This is a genomic window from Tunicatimonas sp. (assembly GCF_049647865.1).
GTDB lineage: Bacteria > Bacteroidota > Bacteroidia > Cytophagales > Cyclobacteriaceae > Tunicatimonas.
On record NZ_JBARYM010000259.1, the window covers coordinates 1 to 1,765 of the forward strand.

Consider the following 1,765-nt stretch of genomic DNA (forward strand, 5'->3'; position numbering starts at 1 on the left):
GTAGTGGGAGTAAGTAAAGATCAGTCTTTTGATCTTGAAAGCAGCGTGGCAGATGGGCTAATTATAGCGACTAAATTTGGTGAAAGTTGGTACTCGTTAGAGGTAGCTTTAACGTCGGGCAAAGTGAACAATGTTATGATTGATAAGCATCTCTTTTCCCGAGCTACCCAAAACATAATAGAAGCAATTAGAAATTACTATTGGGTAGAAGCAGCAAACTACCTTTCTCATACGCTCACGCTATCATTTGTAGTAGTGCTTATTTGGAGAGTAAAAAAATACGGATTTTGGAAATAATACTGATTTAGGCTAGATGTTAATACGCCCTAGAAGAGAATCGGATTTGCTCAATAACCCAAGCAATACTGTCTAATTTAAGATTGAGCGAAACAATAGCTTTGGCATCGGTGTACACTTGTAAACTGCTCTCGGAAAGGTTAGCTAAGTGCCACCTTATCCACAACCGAAAAAAACTAACTAAGAGAGGCATCAAACCATCTGTGCTGCGTTTCTGGAAGGTTACAGGTTTCCTGCTGATAGCAAATCCAAATTGCTATCTTGCTCAATAGTGAACCGAAATTTCTTTCCTTGGTAGTTTGCGAAAGAAATAGATGCAGAAATAAACTCGGGTCTAGGCGGGAAATAGTTCTTCCAACTCGGCGATACCGTGCTGAACGTTTTGAACAACTACACTCACTAATGCCGGAACCGTAGATAAATCGGACGATTCTTTACAATTTCGCTCAATGGTTTTTACCTTCTCTAATGTTTGTTTTAAGCCTATAAACTGAAGGGAAGGCTTTAATTGATGCGCTGCTTGTCCTACTTCAAACCAATTAGATTGAGCGCAGCTTTTTTGCAATTGGTTTAAGGTATTGGGCGCATCATCAATGAAAGTTTTGATAACTGATTTCATAAAATCTTGATCTCCCCCAGTTATTTCCTCTAGATACGTTAAATCAATACTAGCACTACTAACTGTCTGGTTTACACTATTTACTTGATCCATAATAAGCACTTTTTTATACAGCTGATACTAAGCAAAGGTGGTTTCAGAATTCTCAGATTCTGCCATTTGACTATCTAATTCTTCAATTTCTTTGAGGTAGCGGTAAATGGTAGACTTTCCGATGTCTAATTTCTTAGCTACCAGTAACACATTATTGTCGTACTTTTTAAGGAAGTGTAGAATAATACGAAAGGTGTATTCTCGCATGGTGAGTTCTTCTAAAATAAAGTTCTCTTCTTTACGAACACTATTGAAGCGAATATCATCGGCTTCAATTAAGTGTCCTTCTGCCATTACAGCGGCTAATTCAATAGTAGATTTGAGTTCCCGTACATTTCCGGGAAAGGTATATTTTAAAAGTTTCTCTTGGGCAGACTTGGTAAATGTGATCCCGCCCATGTTGTTATCTTTGCAAAACTGACTAAGGAGGAAGCGGGCTAATAAAATAATATCGTTGCCTCGATCGCGTAAAGGCGGTAGGTGAATGGGTAAACCTAGTAGTCGGTAGTATAAATCTTCCCGAAAGTTCCCTGAGGTTACTTCATCGGCCAAATCACGATGAGTGGCTACCAGTATTCTTATATCCAGTTTGGTAACTTGGTTACCACCAATTCGGACAACTTCTCGCTCCTGGAGCACTCGGAGCATTTTCGCTTGTAGGCTAAGCTCCATTTCCCCAATCTCATCCAGAAAAATAGTTCCTCCTTGGGCTTCTTCAAATTTACCAATCCGTCGAGCGGCGGCACCGGTAAAGGC

Annotated in this window: 3 protein-coding genes; 1 reads left to right on the top strand and 2 read right to left on the bottom strand. The window is 39.8% G+C overall.

Annotated features, from left to right (window positions below; all coding sequences use genetic code 11):
- Positions 1-297 (top strand): hypothetical protein (locus WBA23_RS07995; RefSeq protein ID WP_424581749.1); only part of this gene is annotated, 297 nt, incomplete at its 5' end.
- Positions 298-631: 334 nt separating this feature from the next.
- Here the strand turns inward: WBA23_RS07995 and WBA23_RS08000 are convergent.
- Both WBA23_RS08000 and WBA23_RS08005 read right to left on the bottom strand, forming a co-directional pair.
- On the bottom strand, positions 632-1,009 hold the full coding sequence (locus WBA23_RS08000; protein WP_424581750.1) for an Hpt domain-containing protein: 378 nt from the start codon (positions 1,007-1,009) through the stop codon (positions 632-634).
- A 27-nt stretch (positions 1,010-1,036) separates the two neighbouring features.
- Positions 1,037-1,765 (bottom strand): sigma 54-interacting transcriptional regulator (locus WBA23_RS08005; RefSeq protein ID WP_424581751.1); only part of this gene is annotated, 729 nt, incomplete at its 5' end.

Coding starts and splice junctions, on each gene's coding strand:
- WBA23_RS08000 (WP_424581750.1), bottom strand. CDS start 1,009: ATGGATCAAGTAAATAGTGTAAACCAGACAGTTAGTAGTGCTAGTATT.